The sequence below is a fragment of the Pseudomonas chlororaphis subsp. piscium genome, assembly GCF_003850345.1.
GTDB classification, from domain to species: Bacteria; Pseudomonadota; Gammaproteobacteria; order Pseudomonadales; family Pseudomonadaceae; genus Aquipseudomonas; species Aquipseudomonas piscium.
The window spans coordinates 1,722,391-1,741,766 of the sequence record NZ_CP027707.1 but is presented as its reverse complement, the minus strand read 5'-3'; the positions used below and the strand labels follow the sequence as shown (position 1 = coordinate 1,741,766).

Annotated in this window: 12 protein-coding genes; 9 read left to right on the top strand and 3 right to left on the bottom strand. The window is 64.3% G+C overall.

Features of this window, described 5'->3' with window-relative positions; translation table 11 throughout:
* Window positions 1–5 precede the first annotated feature (5 nt).
* The 3 genes from C4K38_RS07915 (at window position 6) to lapD (ending at window position 3,177) form a co-directional block, all read left to right on the top strand.
* Window positions 6–401: a YbaN family protein gene (locus tag C4K38_RS07915; protein WP_053277906.1), complete on the top strand. Its 396-nt coding sequence runs from the start codon at window positions 6–8 to the stop codon at window positions 399–401.
* A 109-nt stretch (window positions 402–510) separates the two neighbouring features.
* A complete protein-coding gene (locus C4K38_RS07910; protein ID WP_053277905.1) occupies window positions 511–1,218 on the top strand; it encodes a transglutaminase-like cysteine peptidase in 708 nt (235 codons plus the stop codon).
* A gap of 18 nt (window positions 1,219–1,236) precedes the next feature.
* Window positions 1,237–3,177 (top strand): cyclic di-GMP receptor LapD, encoded by a 1,941-nt coding sequence (lapD, locus tag C4K38_RS07905; protein ID WP_053277904.1) that lies wholly within the window; start codon window positions 1,237–1,239, stop codon window positions 3,175–3,177.
* 62 nt (window positions 3,178–3,239) lie between these two features.
* Here the strand turns inward: lapD and C4K38_RS07900 are convergent, their stop codons facing one another.
* The gene (locus C4K38_RS07900; RefSeq protein ID WP_053277903.1) at window positions 3,240–10,352 is read right to left on the bottom strand and encodes a retention module-containing protein; all 7,113 of its coding nucleotides are present in this window, start codon (window positions 10,350–10,352) and stop codon (window positions 3,240–3,242) included.
* Between the two features lie 50 nt (window positions 10,353–10,402).
* Between C4K38_RS07900 and C4K38_RS07895 the strand changes: the two genes are divergently transcribed.
* The 4 genes from C4K38_RS07895 to C4K38_RS07880 are packed head-to-tail and all read left to right on the top strand — an operon-like array spanning window position 10,403 to window position 15,845.
* Complete coding sequence (locus tag C4K38_RS07895; protein ID WP_124345265.1) at window positions 10,403–10,882, top strand: hypothetical protein; 480 nt, start codon at window positions 10,403–10,405, stop codon at window positions 10,880–10,882.
* A gap of 59 nt (window positions 10,883–10,941) precedes the next feature.
* Window positions 10,942–12,300, top strand: coding sequence for a TolC family outer membrane protein (locus C4K38_RS07890; RefSeq protein ID WP_053278334.1), 1,359 nt, complete (start codon window positions 10,942–10,944; stop codon window positions 12,298–12,300).
* A gap of 19 nt (window positions 12,301–12,319) precedes the next feature.
* Window positions 12,320–14,479 carry a type I secretion system permease/ATPase gene (locus tag C4K38_RS07885; protein WP_053277902.1) on the top strand — a complete coding sequence of 720 codons (2,160 nt, stop codon included), beginning with the start codon at window positions 12,320–12,322 and terminating at the stop codon, window positions 14,477–14,479.
* Between the two features lie 10 nt (window positions 14,480–14,489).
* Window positions 14,490–15,845, top strand: a complete 1,356-nt coding sequence (locus C4K38_RS07880; protein WP_053277901.1) for an HlyD family type I secretion periplasmic adaptor subunit — start codon at window positions 14,490–14,492, stop codon at window positions 15,843–15,845.
* A 106-nt stretch (window positions 15,846–15,951) separates the two neighbouring features.
* Here the strand turns inward: C4K38_RS07880 and C4K38_RS07875 are convergent, their stop codons facing one another.
* Together C4K38_RS07875 and C4K38_RS07870 are read right to left on the bottom strand one after the other, a co-directional pair.
* Window positions 15,952–16,560: a tRNA-uridine aminocarboxypropyltransferase gene (locus tag C4K38_RS07875; RefSeq protein ID WP_053277900.1), complete on the bottom strand. Its 609-nt coding sequence runs from the start codon at window positions 16,558–16,560 to the stop codon at window positions 15,952–15,954.
* Between the two features lie 10 nt (window positions 16,561–16,570).
* Window positions 16,571–17,464, bottom strand: coding sequence for a LysR family transcriptional regulator (locus tag C4K38_RS07870; protein WP_009047635.1), 894 nt, complete (start codon window positions 17,462–17,464; stop codon window positions 16,571–16,573).
* A 383-nt stretch (window positions 17,465–17,847) separates the two neighbouring features.
* On the opposite strand from C4K38_RS07870, the gene speB reads away from it, so the two are divergent.
* A complete protein-coding gene (gene speB / locus C4K38_RS07865) occupies window positions 17,848–18,798 on the top strand; it encodes an agmatinase (RefSeq protein ID WP_025805128.1) in 951 nt (316 codons plus the stop codon).
* A 9-nt stretch (window positions 18,799–18,807) separates the two neighbouring features.
* On the top strand, window positions 18,808–19,230 hold the full coding sequence (locus C4K38_RS07860) for a YybH family protein (RefSeq protein ID WP_053277899.1): 423 nt from the start codon (window positions 18,808–18,810) through the stop codon (window positions 19,228–19,230).
* Window positions 19,231–19,376 lie beyond the last annotated feature (146 nt).

Sequence of the window (19,376 nt, the reverse complement as noted above, 5' to 3'; positions counted from 1 at the left end):
TGCCTATGGCCAAGCCCATAGGCAACCGCCCCCTGATCCTGCGTTACGTTCTGCTGGCCATCGGCTGGCTGAGCGTAGTGCTGGGGGTGATCGGCATTTTCCTCCCGGTATTGCCCACTACCCCCTTCCTGCTACTGGCCGCCGCCTGCTTTGCCCGCAGTTCGCCGCGCTTCTATCAGTGGCTGGTGAAACATCCGCGGCTCGGCCCGTGGATCCGCGATTACCTGGACGGCCACGGCATCCCGCTCAAAGGCAAGGTCTACGCCATCGGCCTGATGTGGCTGAGCATCGGCCTGTCCTGCTACCTGGTGCCCCTGCCCTGGGCCCGTGGTTTCATGCTGACCAGCGCAGTGCTGGTGACGCTCTACATCCTGCGCCAGAAGACCCTGCACAAGCCTTGAGCCCGGCCCCTGCGCGCCTCCTTCCTCCGTTCGTGGCAACCCGACCAGTTGCCCATGCTCACAAAAAATACCGCCTAGACTTCAAAAACCTGCATTCGAGCAGCCTGCCATGTCCGCAAGCCCGCATCGCCCCGACTGGACACTGCTCCGGCTTCGGCTGGCCGGCTGGTCGCTGTTGCTGGTCTGTTTGTGGACCGACCCGGGCAATGTCCGGGCGAACTGGGAATTCGTTTCTGCCCTGAGCACCTTCGAGCTCCGCCATCAGGTCCTGGGCCCGCCCCGGGAACGTCTCGAGGCCTGGAACCAGTTACTGCAAGACGTGACCGGGCGACCGGAATACGAACAACTGAACGCCATCAACCGTTTCTTCAACCAGCAACTGAGCTTCAAGGAGGACCAGAGCACCTGGCAGCAGAGCGACTATTGGGCCACGCCGATCGAGGCCCTGCTCAAAGGCGCCGGGGATTGCGAGGACTATGCGCTGGCCAAGTATTTCAGCCTGCGCAGCCTGGGGATCTCCAGCGACAAACTGCGCCTCACCTACGTCAAGGCCAGACACGGCAACCAGCCGCACATGGTCCTGGCCTATTACCCCAGCCCCAGCGCCGGACCGCTGATACTGGACAACCTCAGCAGCGCCATTCGTTCCGCCGCCCAACGCCAGGACCCGAACCCGGTATACGCCTTCAATGCCGAGGGGCTGTACCTGCCCGGAGCGGCTGGCGACAAACGCAGCATCGATCCGAAAAAACTCTCGCGCTGGCAGGACGTGCTGAAAAAGATGCGGGACGAGGGCTTCACCGTGGGCAATGGCTGATCCGACAGGGAGTGCCGAATGTCGCTACTCAAGCAACTGTTTCTCGCCATCTGCCTGTTCCTGCTGGTGGCCTTCAGCGGCAGTTTTTTTGTCAGCCTGGAAAGCTCCCGCGAGCAGATGCTCAGCCAGCTGCGCTCCCATGCCCAGGATGCGGCCACCGCCCTGGGCCTGTCCCTGACCAGCCAGGTCGACGACCCGGCGATGATGGAGCTGATGGTCAGCTCGATCTTCGACAGCGGCTACTACAACAGCATCCGGGTGGTGAACATCGAAGACGAAAGCATTCTGCTGGAGCGTACGGCGTCTGCCAGCGTCGAGGGCGTACCCCAGTGGTTCGTCAGGCTGGTGAACCTGCACCCGCAAGGCGGCGACGCCCTGGTCATGCGTGGCTGGGAACAGGTGGCGCGGGTGGAGGTGCTGAGCAACCCGCAGTTCGCCCTGGCCAGGCTCTGGGACAGCAGCCTCGGCGGCCTGGTCTGGCTGCTGGTCTGCGGGTTGCTCAGTGCGGTGTTCGGCGGCTGGCTGCTGCGGCGCCAGTTGCGGCCGCTGGATGCCATGGTCAGGCAGGCCGAAGCCATCAGCCATCGTGAGTTCATCAGCCTGCCGAGAGTGCCGCGCACCCCCGAACTCAAGCGGGTGGTCCTGGCCATGAACCAGATGGTGGAGAAACTCAAAGCCCTGTTCGCCGAAGAGGCCGCGCGCAGCGAGAAACTGCGGGCCGAGTCCTATCAGGACAGCCTGACCGGCCTGGCCAATCGGCGCCTGCTGGACGAGCAGCTCAGCGATCAACTGCTGCTCAACGAGCAGAGTGGCGATGGTTATCTGCTGATGCTGCGGGTCAATGACCTCAGTGGCCTGAACCAGCGCCTGGGCGGCCAGCGCACCGACGCCCTGATCAAAAGCATCGGCGACCTGCTCAAACGCATCAGCGCCCAGAGCGATCGACGCCACTGGCTGGCGGCGCGCAATCGCGGCGGCGAATTCAGCCTGCTCACACCGGGCCTGGACAGCCGCGGCGCCGAGCGCCTGGCCATGGAAATCAGCGCCACCCTGGAAAACCTGCGCCTGACCGGGGCCAGCGACTGCACGCCGGTGGCGCACCTGGGCATAGTCGCCTACCGGACGGGCGACCCGCTGAGCGGCGTCTGGTTGCGCCTGGACCAGGCGCTGGCGCAGGCCCAGCAGCACCCCGAGCGCCCCTGGGCGTTGCTGCAGGACTTCGCCGCCGGCCCCAGCCAGCCGCAGCATGACTGGCGCGCCTGGATCGACGAGGCCCTGAATAACGGCAAGTTGAAGTTGTATTTCCAGCCGGTGGTGCAGTGCGCCGACACCAGCGAGGTGCTGCATCACAAGGTGCTGGCGCGTTTGCTCGACCCGCAGGGCGAAGCCATCGCCGCCGGGCATTTCCTGCCATGGATCGAGCGCCTCGGCTGGTCGGCGCGCTTCGACCTGGCCATGCTCGAACACACCCTGGACTATCTGGTCGAGCATGCCTGGCCGCTGGCCCTGAGCCTGTCCGGCAGCACCCTGCGCGACCCCGACGCCTTGCAGCGGATCCTTGCCCAGCTCAAGGCCCTGCCCGACCTGGCCAGGCTCCTGACCCTGGAGATCGACGAACGCCAACTGCCCTCGGCCAGCGAGCTGCAGCAACTGAGCCAGCGCCTGCGGGACAGCGGCTACCGAATCGGCCTGCAGCACTTCGGCGGCAACTTCAGCCAGATCGGCAACCTCGCCCACCTGGGCCTGGCCTACCTGAAAATCGATGGCTGCTACATCCGCGATATCGACCGGCAAAGCGACAAACAGTTGTTCATCGAGGCCGTATTTCGCGCCACCCACAGCATCGACCTGCCGCTGATCGCTGAACGGGTCGAAACCCAGGGCGAACTGGACACCCTCAAGGCCCTGGGCCTGTTCGGGGTCATGGGGCGGCTGATCGGCCCACCGGAACCGATGTAGCCCCTCCCCCGCATAGCTCCGGCGCCAGCCTCGGTCGAGGCTGGCGCCGGACCCGCCTGGCCTCAGACGTTATCGACCTTCAGCGAATGGTCGTTGAGCATGCCGTTGATGATGGTCGCGGTATCCACGCCACCCGCGATCACCCCGCCCGCACCCGGCGTCACCCCGTAATGCGCCGCCAGGTTGACTCCGGCCAGGTCGATGGTCTGGCTCGGCGTGGCCCCCGCCGCCGCGCTGACATCGATGCTGGTGACCAGGGACGGACCGCTGCCGGTGACCGTGAAGTGCAGGTAGTCATCCAGCGATGCGCTGCTGGCGTTCTCGCCTTGCAGCAGTTGCGACAGGTCGAGCTTGTCGGTGCCCGGCGTGAAGTCGGTGATCAGGTCATGCCCGCTGTTGCCCTGTTGCCACTGGAAGGTGTCGCTGCCGCTGCCACCGGTCAGGCTGTTGTTACCCAGCCCGCCGATCAACAGGTCGTCGCCGCCACCACCGTTGAGCACATCGTTGCCCAGGCCGCCAGTGATGATGTTGGCGTTGTTGTCGCCGGTCAGGCTGTCGTTGTAGTTGGAGCCCACCAGGTTCTCGATGGCGGTCAGGATGTCGGTACCGGCGCCACCGGTATTCTGCGCACCGAGCAGCCCGAGATTGACCGTGACCCCGGCACTGGCATGGGCGTAGCTGGCGGTGTCGTTGCCTGTGCCGCCGTCGAGCAGGTCGTTACCCGGCCCGCTGAACAGCAGGTCGTTACCAGCGTCGCCGTGCAGGGTGTTGTTGCCACTGCCAGCGATGAGCACGTCGTTGCCATCGCCGGCATTGATCAGGTTGTCGCCGCTGCCGGCCAGCAGCACATCGTCGCCAGCGGTGCCGGTCAGGGTATGGCCGCCCTGATAGCTGATGCTCACCGCCGCGCTGTCGCTGCCGCCATGGCTGTCGCTGGCGGTGTAGGTGCCGTGGTAATCCGGCGTGGAGTCCTGGCCGCCGGCGTAGTTGACGGTCATGGTCAGCTGGTAGTTTTCCGAACCGTTGGCGTTGCCGCCGCTGGGGTTGGTCAGGTTGGTGATGTGGATCTGGTAGGTGCCGTCCGCCCCCGCGGTGAAGTTTCCGCCGTCGGCGATCGCGGTGTAGGCCCCGCCATTGAAGGCGTACTCCATGCCCACCCGGCCCGCCGTCAGGTTGTGATCCAGGTTCAGGGTCTCGCCCTGTTTCAGGTTGACGCTGATCACATCCTCGTCGTTGTCATTGCCGTTGTTGATGCTGCCCAGGAAGCCGCTGATCACCACCGCGGCCGTCATGGCCGCAGTATTGGCATTGAACGAGGCCCGGGCGACGGTCAGGGTCTGGCTGGACCCTCCGGTGAAGCCGATGGTCTGCAGGCTGCCGGCGGTAAAGTCCGCCCCTGGGGACAGCCATCCGGTGTTGAAGCTGGTCGGCGCGGCCGTCAGCGGATCGCCGTTGGCATCGCTGTCGTTGGCCAGCAGGGCATCGGCCGGCACCAGGATAGTGCCCGACAGAATGTTGGTGATGATGTGGTCGTCGCCCGCCATCGGCGCCGCGTTCGGATTGACCTTGATCACCAGGGTCGAGCTGGCCAGGTCGCCGTCGTTGTCGCTGGCGGTGAAGCCGACCGTCTCGGTCAGCACCGCGCTGGTGATTTTCTGCGAGCTGTAGGTGTAATCGCCCGTGTCGAGTTTCACCACCAGCGTGCCGCCATTGTTGGTGGCGATGCTGAGGCTGTTGTCCAGGGTGTTGAAGGTGCCGTGGTTGACCCCGCCGCTGAAGCTCAGCGAACCCTGGTTGCTATTGCCTTTGGGGTCATAGGTGTAGGTGGTGCCATCGACCACCAGGGTCTTGATGAAACCGCCATCGGCGCCGAACGAGCCACCTTCGCCGAGCAGGCTGCCGGTGACCGGAGTGCCCTGTACCGTACCGGCCAGCACCGAGTCGAGCTGGTTCAGGTCGGTGACTACCACGGCATTGGTGTCGATATGGGTACTGCCGTCATAGGCCAGCGGGTCGAGGTTGCTGTTGCTGACGCCGCTGCCCAGGCCGATTGCATAGTTCTTGATGCCGTTGGCGTCGAGGAAGGCTTTCCAGGCGGTTTCGTCAGCGGTGCCGATCTCCTGGCCATCGGTGGGCTTGCCGTCGGAGAAGAAATAACCGACGTTCTGCGCGCCAGTGATCTGGCCACTGGTGACAAACGCCAGCTTCGCCGCGGCCACGGCCGCATCGTAGTTGGTGCCGCCGCCCGCGGTCAGGGAGGCGATGATCGACTTGGCCGTCGCCACATCGACCCAGATCGGCGTCTTGTCCGTGGCGCTGCTGCTGAAGGTGACGATCTGCACCTTCACGTCGCCCATGTCGTCGTACTTGTCGAGCAAGGCGCTGATCGCCTGCTTGGCCAGGTCCAGGCGCGACAGGCCCGGCACCCCGGACGGGTCAACCATGCTGCCGGAGACGTCGATCACCAGCAGCAGGTTGGAATCAACTTCCAGCGCGGTGACCGCACGCTCACTGGCGACCGCCTTGGGCACGTCGTCGACGATGCTGATCTGGATGGTGCTGGTGGTGGTATTGCCCACCGCGTCGGTGGCCTTGTAGGTGAAGCTTTCGCTCAGCACGTTCGGGCCGTCATTGGCATTGGGCTGGGTTTTCGGCGCCGAGGTCAGGGTGTAGCGGTAGGTGCCGTCGGGGTTGAGCAGGATCTGCCCGTAAGTGCCGGTGGCGCTGCCGACCAGGGTATAGGTAATCGCACCGCTGCCACCGGTGACCGAACCGACCAGGGTGCCGGTGGCGGTTTCGCCGGTGTTGCCCGGGTCGCTGCCGATCACCGTGCCGGCCGCCAGGTCCTGGCCGTCCTTGCTCAGATCCAGGGCCTTTTCGAAGACAGTGACATCCTGGTCAGTGACCGCCGTGAGCTGGTTGCCGCAGATCTGGATGGTGATGGTGGTGGTGCTTTCATCGCCATCCGCATCACGCACGGTGTAGACGAACACATCCTCCGAGTCGGGAGCGGTGACCGAGTTTGGATAGCTGTGATAGGTCGCGTTGCCGAAGGCGTCCAGGGTCAGCGTGCCATACAGGCCGTTGATGGTGGTATTCAAGCCGCCAATGGCCGAGGTCGAGGTATCGCTGCCGGCGCGCACGCCGACCACCGCGCCCGTGGCGGCCGGGCCATCGGCGCCCCCGATATCGTTACCCAGCACGTTACCGCTGATGGTCGTGCCCTGATCAGCCATCACCACGTCAGGATTCGCGGTGGGCAGGTCATCGACGATATTCACATCGATCACCCCGGAGGCGCTGCTGCCATCGCTATCGCTGGCCAGCACAGTGAAATGCTCGGCGATGCTGTTGGCCCCCAGCCCCGTCGGGTGGTTTTCATTGTCGAGCAGGGTGTAGCTGTAGCTGACGACGCCGGTGCTGGCGTCGTAACCGGTGATGGTCAGGGTATTGCCCAAGGCAGTCGTCATCGATTGCGGAAAGCCCGCGGCCGCCCCGCCGGTCACCACATTGATCCCGCCCACAGTCAGGGTTTGCAGGCCGTCCGGCGCGGTGACGATAAAGAAGCCGCTCTGGGTCAAGGCCGGGGCATTGGGGCTGGTGCCGTCGCTGAGGTGCTTCTCGTAGACCGTCAGTTCGCCGCCCGGGATATCCAGGCAGTCGAGAGTCACACCGTCGTCATTGTTATGGATACTCAGCACCAGGTTGGCGGTGCTGGGGTCGCCGTCGGCGTCGGTGATGGTGTAGGCGAAGGTCTCGGTACCGTTGCCATTACCGTGCAGCGCCTTGAAGTCGGCGTCCGCGGTGTTGAGGGTGTAGGTGTAGGTGCCATCGGCTGCCAGCACCAGGGTGCCGTAGGTGCCGGTGAAGGTACCAGCGGTGACGGGACCGCTGGGTACCCGGTCGGCGCCTTGCACGTCGTTGCTCAGCACATTGCCACTGAGCACCAGCTGGCTTTCCGAGGCGACGCCATTGCTGTCATTGACCGCCGTTGGCAAATCGTCCACCACGTTCACATCCAGCGAACCGCTGGCGGTGCTGCCATCGGTATCGGTGGCGACCACATTGAAGTGCTCACTGAGGCTGTTGGCGCCGTTGGCGGTTGGGTGATCCTCGTTGTCCGCCAGGGTGTAGCTGTAGCTGATCACCCCGGTAGCCGCGTTGTAGCCGGTGATGGTCAGGGTATTGCCCAGGTCGGTGGTGATCGATTGTGGGAAACCGGCAGCGACTCCACCGCTGATCACACTGATGCCACCCACGGTCAAGGTTTGCAGGCCGTCCAGGGCGGTGACGGTGAAGGTGCCGCTCTGGGTCAGCGCGCCCGCATTCGGGCTGCTGCCATCTGACAGATTCTTTTCGTAGACCGTCAGTTCGCCGCCGTTGCTATCCAAGCCATTAAGGGTCACATCGTCGTCATTGTTATGGATATTCAGCACCAGGTTGGCGATGCTGGGGTCGCCATCGGCGTCGGTGATGGTGTAGGCGAAGGTCTCGGTACCGTTGCCATTGCCGTGCAGCGCCTTGAAGTCGGCATCCGCGGTGTTGAGGGTGTAGGTGTAGGTGCCATCGGCTGCCAGCACCAAGGTGCCGTAGGTGCCAGTGAAAGTACCAGCAGTGACCGGGCCGCTGGGGACCCGGTCGGCGCCTTGCACGTCGTTGGTCAGCACATTGCCACTGAGCACCAGCTGGCTTTCCGAGGCGACGCCATTGCTGTCATTGACCGCCGTTGGCAGGTCGTCCACCACATTCACGTCCAGCGAACCGCTGGCGGTGCTGCCATCGACATCGGTCGCCACCACATTGAAGTGTTCGCTGAGGCTGTTGGCGCCATTGGCGGTGGGGTGATCCTCATTGTCCACCAAGGTATAGCTGTAGCTGATCACTCCGGTAGCCGCGTTGTAGCCCGTGATGGTCAGGGTATTGCCCAAGGCGGTGGTCACCGATTGCGGGAAGCCCGCGGCCACCCCACCGGTCACCACATTAATTCCGCCCACCGTCAGGGTCTGCAGGCCGTCCAGCGCGGTCACGGTAAAGCTGCCGCTCTGGGTCAGCGCGCCCGCATCCGGGCTGCTGCCATCTGACAGGTTCTTCTCGTAGACCGTCAGTTCGCCGCCGTTGCTGTCCAGACCATTAAGGGTCACGCCGTCGTCGTTGTTGTGCACCTGCAACACCAGGTTGGCGGTGCTGGTATCGCCGTCGGCATCGGTCAGGGTGTAAGTGAAGCTTTCCGTACCGTTACCGCCGCCCTTGAGCGCGAGGAACGCCGGATCGCTGGTATGGACCGTGTAGGTGTAGGTACCGTCGGCGGCCAGCACCAGGGTGCCGTAGGTGCCGTTGAAGGTGCCCGCGGTGATCGGCCCGCTGGGCACCCGGTCGGCACCCTGCACATCGTTGGTCAGCACATTGCCGCTCAGGGTCAGCTGGCTTTCGGAGGCGATGCCGGCGTTGCTGTCGTTGGCTGCCGTCGGCAGGTCGTCGACCACATTGATATCCAGCGAGCCGCTGGTGCTGCTGCCGTCGACGTCGGTGGCGACCACCGTGAAACTCTCACCCAGGGTGTTGCTGCCATTACCGGTCGGGTGCGCCTCATTGTCGACCAGGGTGTAGCTGTAGCTGACCACCCCGGTGCCGGGGTCGTAGCCGGTGATGGTCAGGGTATTGCCCAGGCCGGTGCTGATCGATTGCGGAAAGCCGGCGGCCACCCCGCCACTGACCAGGGTGATGCCGCCCACGGTCATGGTGCTCAGGCCATCGAGCGCCGAGACATTGAAGGTGCCGCTCTGGGTCAGCGCGCCCGCATCCGGGCTGCTGCCGTCCGCCAGGTTCTTCTCGTAGACCGTAAGCTCCGCGCCTTCGAGGTTCAGGCCCTGAATCACCACCGGGTCGTCATTGTTGTGCACCTGCAGCACCAGGTTGGCGGTGCTGCTGTCGCCGTCGGCATCGGTCAGGGTGTAGGTGAAGCTGTCCGTACCGTTGCCGCCGCCCTTGAGCGCGAGGAACGCCGGATCGCTGGTATGCACGGTATAGGTGTAGGTACCGTCGGCGGCCAGCACCAGGGTGCCGTAGGTGCCGTTGAAAGTGCCGGCGGTGATCGGTCCGCTGGGCACCCGGTCGGCGCCCTGCACGTCGTTGGTCAGGACATTGCCGCTCAGGGTCAGCTGGCTTTCCGAGGCAACGCCATTGCTGTCGTTGAACGCCTGGGGCACATCGTCGGTGATATTGATATCCAGCGAGTTGCTCGCCGAATCACCATTGCTGTCGCTGGCCAGCACGGTGAAATGCTCGCTCAGGTTGTTGGCACCGTCGGCGGCGGAATGGATTTCGTTGCCGACCAGGGTGTAGCTGTAGCTGACCGTACCCGTGGCAGGATCGAAACCGGTGACCGTCAGGGTGTTACCCAGGGCGGTGGTGATCGACTGCGGGAAGCCGGCGGCCACCCCGCCACTGACCACGGCAATCCCGCCCACACTGAGGTTGAGCAGCCCGTCGGGGGCAGAAACACTGAAGGTGCCGTTCTGCACCAGCGCCGCCGGATTGCTCGCCGAGCCTTGGGGCAGATTGGCTTCGCTGAGGGTCAACTCGCCATTGGCGACCGACAGGCCGCCCAGGGTGACCGGGTTGTTCGGTGGGGGCGGCGGCGCGATATCGCCGTCGTCGCTGGGCGGTACCGCGGCAATCCGCTCAGGCACGAACTCGGGGATGCCATTGAAGCCCGCGGTGGGGAAACCAATGATCGGCTCGACCCGCCCCGCGACTTCTTCAAGCAGTACAAAGGTGTGCCCGCCACCCAGGGCGCCAGCAGAGCCCCCCGTAGCACCGGGGCCGGCCGCGGTGGCTTCGCCGGTTTGCGTCGGGTCGGCGCCGGCAACGATGGCTTTCTGCAGTTGCTCGACATCGGTCAGTTGCGCCTCGCTGGGGGTCACGGCTTCAGGAGCCTGCACATGGGGCGCCTGGTTCGCCAGCAGTTGCGGGGTCATTTGCAGGCTGCTGTCACGCCCGAGGGTCAGTTCCTGGCCGTTCTGCAGATGCACGGCCACCGCGCCCTCCGCACCGGTCGCCAGTTGATCCCCAGCGAACAGACGATCGCCTTCTACCAGAACGCGTCGGCTGCCATCCGCCGCTACCGCTACCACCTGCCCGATTACCTTACTGACGACACCGATTAACCTAGCCATGAGCACTTCCTCCGCTGCCGACCGCTATCGGCATCTGGTTGCACGGAAAAGTGCTATGGCGTTATCGGGTCACCGACGGGAAACGCCAGCCTGAAGGTTCACTGATTGCTGCTCAGTCGAACCTGCGCACCGGCCTGTCCCTCTCGCTCGTCCCTCGCTGGCCTGCTGTTTCTGCCGAAGGCAAAACCGAATGCAATCAAACGCATTCAGGCTTCGGACAGCCCTCCCGCGAAAGTCGCGACATGGATTCAAACACTGCAAGTGACAAAAAAATGTCGCTGAAAAATCCGTATCGCACCCTCCCCACCGCTCCTCTCCCGCCCTATGTCGCAAATTTTTTTGAACCTTTTCAAGCCCCTGAAAAGCTCTCTAGAGCCTATAAATACGGGGCTTGCGAACTGAACAATGTGCTGGATTTCACAGAGTGCATAAGTTTTTTTCAGCATAAGCCTTATGAGAAATTCTTCTTAGCTTCCGCTCAGGATGTTCTTAGCTCTGTTGTTACAAGCCTGAAACGGTTTGACCTATAAAGTTCGTCATTTTTTTGGCGACTGCAAAGCACCATACATGGACCAGGGAGATGTACCTCATGCGCGTTTTCACCCCCCTCAGTAGCGCGATTTTATTAGCCGTGGCCTGCATTCATCAGGCCCAAGCCATGTCTCTGACGGAGGCGATTCAAAGCACGCTGGACAACCACCCGGAACTGCGGGCGAGCCAGAACAACCGTCTGTCGGCTGATGAGGACGTCAAGGTCGCCAAAGGGGGCTTCTATCCATCGCTGGACCTGAATGCTGCCTATGGCCGTGGCTACAGCGACAACACCACCACGCGCGCGCTGGGCAACCATCACACCGAGACGCTGACCTATACCCAGTCGGAGTTGCGCCTGCGGCAAATGCTCTTCGACGGCTTTAATACCGCCAACGAAGTCGGGCGTACCCAGTCGGTCTCCAACTCGCGGGCCTACTACACCCGCGGCACCGCCGAGAGCCTGGCCCTGCGCACCATCGAGGTGTACCTGGAAGTGCTCAAGCGCCGCGAACTGGTGACCCTGGCCAAGAACAACCTGCAGGCCCACCTGCGGGTCAACGACCAGATCGGCCTGCGCAGCGAACGCGGCGTCGGCAGCACCGCCGACCTCGATCAGTCCAAGGCCCGTCGCGCCCTGGCGGAAAACAACTACGACACCGCGCAGGTCGACCTGGCCGACGCCGAGGCCAACTTCTTCAGCGCCGTGGGCCGTATGCCCGACGAACTGGAAAGCCTGCCTTCGGTGCGTGGCGAGATCCCCGCCAGCCTGCCGGATGCCCGGCAGAGCATGCTGGAGAACAACCCCTACCTGAAATCGGCCCAGGCCGACGTGCACGCGGCCGAGAGCCAGTACGAGGTCGCCAAGTCGCCCTTCTACCCACGCTTCGACGCCGAGGCCGCGGTGGGCGCCAACGACAACGTGCAAGGCGACAAGGGCCACGACAATGAATGGCGGGTGGGCGTAGTGATGAACTACAACCTGTTCCGCGGCGGCAGCGACAAGGCGCGCCTGCAATCTGACGCGCACAAGATCAACCAGGCCATGGACATCCGCAACAACGCGCTGCGCATGCTCAACGAGAACATCACTCTGGCCTGGAACGCCATGGTCAACGCCAAGAAGCAGACCCCCACGGCCCGCGAATACGCTGAAACCACCACCCGCGTACGGGCCGCCTACCAGGACCAGTTCGGTCTCGGCCAGCGCACCCTGCTCGACCTGCTGGACAGCGAAAACGAGCTGTACAACGCCAACCGCCGCTACACCGAAGTGCGCTACACCGAGGAGTTCTCGATGTATCGCGTGCTGGCGAACATGGGCGAGTTGTTGAACAAGGAAAAAGTCGTGGTGCCGGCCGAAGCGATCGCCCAGACCGAAGTGAAGAGCGACGCCCGTCTGCCTGAGATGCGTTAAGTCCTCGGAGGACTTCAATGTGACCAGCATGGAACCCGGGAGCTCAAGCGTCGATCCGCGCCTGAGCTTTGATGACCCGTTGTTGGACGGATTGCTGATCCTCTGCAAACTGCACGACTGTACCGTCAGTCGTGCCAGCCTCAGCGCGGGGCTGCCCCTGGCCCAGCAGCGCCTGAGCCTGGACCTGCTGCCCCGCGCCGCGGCCCGCGCCAGCCTGCAGGCGCGCCTGCTGCGGCGTGAGCTGTCGGCGATCTCCAAGCTCAACCTGCCGGTGCTGCTGATCCTCAAGCATGGTCGCTGCGCGGTCCTGCGCCGCTGGGGCGATGACGGCCAGGCGCTGATCCTGCCCAGCGAAGCCGAAGGCGGCGAGCAGTGGGTCAGCCAGGCTGAGCTGAACGACGACTACAGTGGCCAGGCGCTGTTCGCCCGGCCACGCCATGAATTGGAGGAGCTGCGCAGCTCCCTGGTGCCGCGGGTCGAAGCCTGGTTCCGCGACACCCTGAAACTCTCGCGCTGGCTGTACAGCGACGCGATCCTCGCCAGCCTGCTGATCAACCTGCTGGGGCTGATGGTGCCGCTGTTCGTCATGCAGACCTACGACCGCGTGGTGCCCAACCAGGCCACCTCGACCCTCTGGGTGCTGGCCATCGGCCTGTTGATCGGCACCGGCTTCGAGCTGGTGCTGCGAGTGGTGCGCGCCCACCTGCTGGACAGCGCCGGCAAGCGCACCGACGTGATCCTCTCCGCCACCCTGTTCGAGCGCATCACCGGCATGGCGATGAAAGCCAAGCCGGCGACCATCGGCGGCTTTGCCCAGAGCATCCATGACTTCCAGGGCCTGCGCGAGTTTCTCACCGCCGTGACCCTGACCAGCCTGATCGACCTGCCCTTCGCCGTGCTGATGCTGCTGGTGATCGGCCTGCTCGGCGGCTGGCTGGTGGTGATTCCGCTGCTGGCGTTTCCCCTGACCATCCTCTTCGCCATGCTGATCCAGGTACGCCTGCGCGACACTGTGCAAAAGAGCCTGAGCCTGGGCGCCGAACGCCAGGCCCTGCTGATCGAAACCCTCGGCGGCCTGGAAACCCTCAAGGCCTGCAGCGCCGAAAGCGAACGCCAGCACCGCTGGGAAAGCACCCACGGCGCCCTCACCCGCCTCGACAGCCACGCGCGCAATCTCTCGGCCCTGGCCACCAACGGCACCCTGTTCATCCAGCAGTTCTGCGGCATGGCGACCATAGTCGCCGGGGTCTACAGCATCATCGCCGGCAACCTCAGCGTCGGCGCGCTGGTGGCCACCTACATGCTCGGCAGCCGGGTCCTGGCGCCACTGGGGCAGATCGCCGGGCTGATCACCCGCTACCAGCAGGCGCAGCTGACCATGCGCAGCACCGACGCCCTGATGGCCCTGCCCCAGGAACGCGATGCCCGCCAGCGCCCGCTGGAGCGCACGCAACTGCAAGGCGCGTTGGCGCTCAACCAGGTGACCTTCCGTTATCAGGGGCAGAATGCCGCGGCCCTGAGCAACATCAGCTTCAGCATGCAGCCCGGCGAACGCATCGGCATCATCGGCCGCAGCGGCTCCGGCAAGAGCACCCTGGGGCGCCTGGTCATGGGTTTCTATGCCCCCGAGGAAGGCCAGTTGCTGCTGGACGGCCTCGACCTGCGCCAACTGGACGTGGCCGACCTGCGCCAGCAGATCGGCTATGTCGCCCACGACCTGCCGCTGCTGGCCGGCAGCCTGCGCGACAACCTGACCCTCGGCGCCCACTACATCAGCGATGCACGCATGCTGGAAGTGGCCGAACTGACCGGGGTCACCGAGCTGGCCCGCCAGCATCCCCAGGGCTTCGACCGGCCGGTGGGCGAGCGTGGCCAGCTGCTGTCCGGCGGCCAGCGCCAGGCCGTGCTGCTGGCCCGGGCGCTGCTGCTGGACCCGCCGATCATGCTCCTGGACGAACCCACCAGCGCCATGGACAACAGCAGCGAAGACGCCCTGCGCCAGCGCCTGCACGCCTGGGTACAAGGCAAAACCCTGCTGCTGGTGACTCACCGCACCTCGATGCTCAGCCTGGTGGAGCGGCTGGTGGTCCTGGACAACGGACGGATCGTCGCCGACGGCCCGAAAGAAGCGGTCATCGATGCACTGCGCAAGGGCCGTGTCGGCTCTGCGACGGTCTAGGAGTCGCCCCATGCCTGCCTCATCGCAATCGCGCGGCTACTTCGCCAGCCTGCGCAAAAGCGCGGAAAGCGAGTTCATGCCCGAAACCGCCGGCGCCTCGTTGCAGGACTCGCCCCGCGGCTCGCGCATTGTCGTCTGGCTGACCACCGGGCTGCTCGTCAGTGCCCTGCTCTGGGCCAAGTTCGCGGTGCTGCAGGAAGTCACCACCGGCGAAGGCAAGGCCATCCCGTCGAGCAAGGTGCAGGTGGTGCAGAACCTGGAGGGCGGTATCGTCACCGAGATCTTCGTGCGCGAAGGGCAGATGGTGAACAAGGGCGACACCCTGCTGCGCCTGGACGACACGCGCTTCTTGTCGAACAAGGGCGAAAGCGAGGCCGACCGCTATGCCTTGATGGCCCAGGTCGAACGCCTCTCCGCCGAAGCCGAGGGTCGGCCGTTCAAGCCGTCCGACGAGGTGGTGGCCAAGGCGCCCCAGGTGGCGGAGGACGAACGCTCGCTGTACGAACAGCGCCAGCGCCGCCTGGCCAGCGAACAGCGGACCCTGAGCGAACAACTGCGGCAAAAGACCCAGGAACTGGCGGAGTTCCGCTCGAAACAGGGGCAATTCAGTTCCAGCCTGGCCCTGCTCAACCAGGAGATGAACATGTCGGCGCCGCTGGTGAGTACCGGCGCGGTGTCACCGGTGGAAATCCTGCGTCTGAAACGCAGCGCGGTGGAAATCCGCGGTTCGCTGAACGCCACGACCCTGGCCATTCCCCGGGCGGAATCGGCGATCAACGAGATCAGGAGCAAGATCGACGAGTCCGAACAAAGCTTCCGCTCCGACGCCGCCAAGGAGCTCAACGAGAAACGCACCGACCTGTCGAAAATCACCGCCACCAGCATCGCCATCGACGACCGGGTGACCCGCACCACCGTGACTTCGCCGGTGCATGGGGTGATCAAGCAGCTCAAGGTCAACACCATCGGCGGCGTGGTCCAGCCAGGCAGCGACATGGTGGAAATCGTGCCGCTGGAGGACAACCTGCTGATCGAGGCCAAGGTGCGGCCGCAGGACGTGGCCTTCCTCCATCCCGGGCAGAAAGCCATGGTCAAGTTCAGCGCCTACGACTACACCATCTACGGCGGCCTGAGCGCCAAGCTGGAACTGATCGGCGCCGACACCATTACCGACGACAAGGGCAACAGCTTCTATCTGATCCAGGTGCGCACCGACAAGAACCACCTGGGCGGCGACCTCAAGCCGCTGCTGATCATCCCTGGCATGGTCGCCACGGTGGACATCATCACCGGCGAGAAAAGCGTGCTCGACTACCTGCTCAAGCCGGTGCTCAAGGCGCGGACCGAGGCGATGCGCGAGCGTTAGGCCCTCGGATTTGTGGTGTACGGAGAAACGCTATCGCGAGCAAGCTTCGCTCCAACAGAGGGTTGTACATTCCCTGTAGGAGCGAAGCTTGCTCGTGATGAAGCCCTCAAGCCTTGCCCTCACCATGATTGCGCTGGAACACCTCTTCCCCCATCGCCGCGATCTGCCCGTCGATCAAGGCCTCGAAAGGTTTCAGCAAGGGCTCGAACGAGGTTGGCGCCTCCAGGGTCTGCAGGGCCTGGACGATAGCCTCGATGGTCGACAAGGCCCCCGGCCCGGGCGCCTTGCGCAGCCGGTAACGGGACACCGCGCCTGCGGCCAGGGTCACCCGTGGCAACGCCGCCAGCAGCGGATTGAGGTGCAGCAACTTGCGCGCCTTGCGCCAGGTGCCGTCGGGCACCACCAGCAGCAAGGGCTGTTCGTCCGGCGCGCTGGAGTAGGCCTGCAACGGCTGCGCGTCCTCCGCCGGGAACAGCAGGCGCGCCTGATACCCGGGGCAGTTCAACAGCTTCGGCAGATCGTCAAACACCTCGCCGACGATCAACTCGGCATTGTTCAACCCCAGCGCCGCCAGCCGCGCGGTGTTCAGCGCGTGGTTCACTTCGCTGGGATGCTGCAACAGCAGTACCCGGGTACGGCTGTCCAGCCGTGGAATAAGCGGGCACAGGCAATGGGTTTTCGGGCGCAGGCAACGCGGGCACTGGACTCTCGACATACTGGCCTCCTCAGACCTGGTTGAGCTGCGCCTTGAGCAGGTCGCGGAACGTCTGGATCAACGGTTCACGGCTACGGCCGCGGCGCACGATCATCGAAAACGGCGCCTGATAGCCGAAGGTGGCCGGCAGCAGCACGCGCAAGTCGCCCTTGTCGGCCCAGGCCTGGGCGTAATGCTCCGGCAGGTAGCCGATGTAGGCGCCGGACAGCACCAGGATCAGTTGCGCCTCCATGCTCTCCACCGTCGCCGCGCTGTGCTTGAAGCCGTGGCGGGCCAGTTCGGCCTGGCTCCAGTAGCCACGACCGACCATGCGCTGCTGGGTGATCACCTGCTCGGGGATGCGCCGCTCGTTGAACAGCGGGTGCCGGCTGCTGCAATACAGCCAGTGCTGCTCGCGGTACAGCGGCATATACACCAGCCCGCTCATGCGCGTGGAGAACGCGCCGATGGCCAGGTCCAGGCGGTTGTCCTGCACGCCGAGCTGCAATTCGTAGGGGCTGAGCACCGACAGGTGCAAATGCACCGCCGGGTGTTCCTGGCTGTAGGCGCCGATGGCTTCGGCGAACGGCAGGGCCTTGTCGCTCACCGTCGAGTCGATCACCCCCAGGTTGAGGGTGCCGCGCAGTTCGCCCTTGAGCGCCGCGGCGTACTGCTCGAAGCCTTCCAGTTCGCCCAGCAGGCGCAGGGTTTCCTGATGGAACAGCTCGCCCTTGCTGGTCAGGCTGAAACCGCCACGGCCACGGTGGCACAGCACCAGCCCCAGGGCCGACTCGAGCTGGCTCATGTAGGTGCTGATGGCCGACGTCGAGAGGTTCAGTTCGTGCTGGGCATTGGCGAACCCCTGATGCCGCACCACGCTGACGAAGATGCGCAATAGTTTCAGATCAGGTAAAGCGTTGGCCATGGGAGCTCCACAAGGAAAATCGACAATGGGGATCGGGTGTCAGGGTCATCCAGGCCCATCAGCGTTCCTCCATAGAGAATCTGGCGATCTTGATTATGGCTGCTATGCAGCCAATCGCGGGCAAGCCTCGCTCCTACAGGAGCACGCGTTTCTGTAGGAGCGAGGCTTGCCCGCGATAGCGTCAGCCCTGACGCCACCCTCCTTCGACAGCGCGAAGTCTATCCTCTAGCGCCGCCATTAGTTTAGAAAAACCTGAACTAAGTATTTGCCCGTAGCGATTCTTCCCGCCCACTACATTTCGCAGAATCGGCCCCACTCGGTTTCGCCGGCACTCCTTGCTGCGCTGAAAACCCTATAAATAAAACAACGATGAGGCCAATCCCGTGGACAAGATTCTCCACCAACCACTGGGCGGCAACGAAATGCCGCGCTTCGGCGGCATCGCCACCATGATGCGTCTTCCCCATGTGCCTACCCCGGCCGGCCTGGATGCCGCCTTTGTCGGCGTACCGCTGGACATCGGCACCTCGCTGCGCGCCGGCACCCGCTTCGGGCCCCGTGAGATCCGCGCCGAATCGGTGATGATCCGTCCGTACAACATGGCCACCGGCGCCGCGCCCTTCGATTCGCTGAACGTGGCCGACATCGGCGACGTGGCCATCAACACCTTCAACCTGCTGGACGCCGTGCGCATCATCGAAGAAGCCTACGACGGTATCCTCGAGCACAATGTGATCCCGCTGACCCTGGGCGGCGACCACACCATCACCCTGCCGATCCTGCGGGCCATCCACAAGAAACACGGCAAGGTCGGCCTGGTGCACATCGACGCCCACGCCGATGTCAACGACCACATGTTCGGCGAGAAGATCGCCCACGGCACCACCTTCCGCCGCGCCGTCGAAGAAGGCCTGCTGGACTGCGACCGCGTGGTGCAGATCGGCCTGCGGGCCCAGGGCTACACCGCCGAAGACTTCAACTGGAGCCGCAAGCAGGGTTTCCGCGTGGTGCAGGCCGAAGAGTGCTGGCACAAGTCGCTGGAACCGCTGATGGCCGAAGTACGGGCGAAAGTCGGTGACGGCCCGGTGTACCTGAGCTTCGACATCGACGGCATCGACCCGGCTTGGGCGCCAGGCACCGGCACCCCGGAAATCGGCGGCCTGACCACCATCCAGGCGATCGAGATCGTCCGTGGCTGCCAGGGCCTCGACCTGGTCGGCTGCGATCTGGTAGAAGTCTCGCCGCCGTATGACACCACCGGCAACACCTCGCTGCTGGGCGCCAACCTGCTGTATGAAATGCTCTGCGTACTGCCGGGCGTGGCGCGTCGCTGAGGCCCGGCCATGAACGAGCGCGAGCAGGTCCTCAACGCCGCGGCCGAGCTGGTGGCGGCCTTTGCCCGTAACGATCGCGAAGCCTACTTCGGTGCGTTCAGCAGCGACGCCAGCTTCGTCTTCTACACCCTCGCCCAGCCCCTGCTGTCCCGCGACGCCTACCAGGCGCTGTGGGACAGCTGGCGCCGCGAGGATGGCTTCGAGGTGCTGTCCTGCACCTCGAGCAACGCGTTTGTCAGCTTGCAGGGGGACACCGCGGTATTTATTCATGACGTCGCCACCGAGCTGCGCATGCAAGGGGAGCAACACTTCAGCCAGGAGCGCGAGACCATTGTTTTCCGTAAACAAGGGTCCGGCACACAACAACAAGGCCTATGGCTGGCCTGTCACGAACATTTGTCCGCAATGCCGGAAGGGCTGCCACCCCCTTAGGTTCTGTACGGAAAGTCGCCGAGCGGCGATCAGGCAAGGCAAAAACAGGCGAGGAACGGCCGGGGTCGCGGACGACTTTAGGCCCCTAAATGAGCATTCCGAGCCTGTTTTTAACGCAGCATGATCGACGCGCAGGCAGTTTACGT

Coding starts and splice junctions, on each gene's coding strand:
- C4K38_RS07880 (WP_053277901.1), top strand. CDS start 14,490: ATGCCTGCCTCATCGCAATCGCGCGGCTACTTCGCCAGCCTGCGCAAA.
- C4K38_RS07910 (WP_053277905.1), top strand. CDS start 511: ATGTCCGCAAGCCCGCATCGCCCCGACTGGACACTGCTCCGGCTTCGG.
- C4K38_RS07900 (WP_053277903.1), bottom strand. CDS start 10,352: ATGGCTAGGTTAATCGGTGTCGTCAGTAAGGTAATCGGGCAGGTGGTA.
- C4K38_RS07875 (WP_053277900.1), bottom strand. CDS start 16,560: ATGTCGAGAGTCCAGTGCCCGCGTTGCCTGCGCCCGAAAACCCATTGC.
- C4K38_RS07890 (WP_053278334.1), top strand. CDS start 10,942: ATGCGCGTTTTCACCCCCCTCAGTAGCGCGATTTTATTAGCCGTGGCC.
- C4K38_RS07860 (WP_053277899.1), top strand. CDS start 18,808: ATGAACGAGCGCGAGCAGGTCCTCAACGCCGCGGCCGAGCTGGTGGCG.
- C4K38_RS07870 (WP_009047635.1), bottom strand. CDS start 17,464: ATGGCCAACGCTTTACCTGATCTGAAACTATTGCGCATCTTCGTCAGC.
- C4K38_RS07915 (WP_053277906.1), top strand. CDS start 6: ATGGCCAAGCCCATAGGCAACCGCCCCCTGATCCTGCGTTACGTTCTG.
- lapD (WP_053277904.1), top strand. CDS start 1,237: ATGTCGCTACTCAAGCAACTGTTTCTCGCCATCTGCCTGTTCCTGCTG.